The following is a 696-nucleotide window of genomic DNA, read 5'->3' as shown; positions in this document are numbered from 1 at the left end:
ATAGGAGAAAAGAAAATGGAATTTATAATTGATACAGTAAACTTAGAAGATATAAAAGAAGCAGTAGAATATATGCCAATTGTAGGAGTAACAAGTAATCCTTCAATAGTGAAAAAAACAAGTCCTAAAGATTTCTTTAAACATATGAAAGAAGTCAGGAAAATCATAGGAAAAGAAAGAAGTCTTCATATTCAAGTGATTTCTAAGGAATGTAATGAAATCGTAAAAGAAGCCCATCGTATACTAGAAGAAATCGATGATCAAGTCTATATCAAAGTACCCGTATCATATGGAGGAATCAAAGCCATCAAAAAACTAAAAGCAGAAGGAGTCAATGTGACAGCAACAGCTGTTTATGATTTGATGCAAGCCTATATGGCCTTGGCAGCAGGAGCAGATTATATTGCACCTTATGTCAATAGAATAGGGAACCTAGGAAATGATCCAATGGAACTGATCAATGAATTATCAAATAGAATCGTACAAGATGGTTATGATTGTAAGATATTAGCAGCAAGCTTTAAAGGAGTACAACAAGTAAGAGATGCCTTCAATTATGGAAGTCAAGCAATCACAGCGCCAGTAGAAGTCTTAAAACAAATCTTTGCGAATCCAAGTATTGAAAAAGCAGTGAATGATTTCAATAGTGATTGGTATGATGTTTATGGAGAAGGTAAAGGTATTTGTGATTTATAA

The 696-nt window shown here is 33.2% G+C and carries 1 protein-coding gene; it reads left to right on the top strand.

The genetic code is table 11. From position 1 onward, the window contains the following. Positions 1 to 15: 15 nt before the first annotated feature. Positions 16 to 696 (top strand): fructose-6-phosphate aldolase, encoded by a 681-nt coding sequence (locus tag LJD34_RS16095; protein ID WP_227360374.1) that lies wholly within the window; start codon positions 16 to 18, stop codon positions 694 to 696.

Source organism: Faecalibacillus sp. MSK20_93 (genome assembly GCF_020589945.1).
Taxonomy (GTDB): Bacteria; Bacillota_I; Bacilli_A; order Erysipelotrichales; family Coprobacillaceae; genus Faecalibacillus; species Faecalibacillus intestinalis.
Note: the sequence above shows the minus strand (reverse complement) of the source record. Positions and strands in the feature narration are given on the sequence as shown.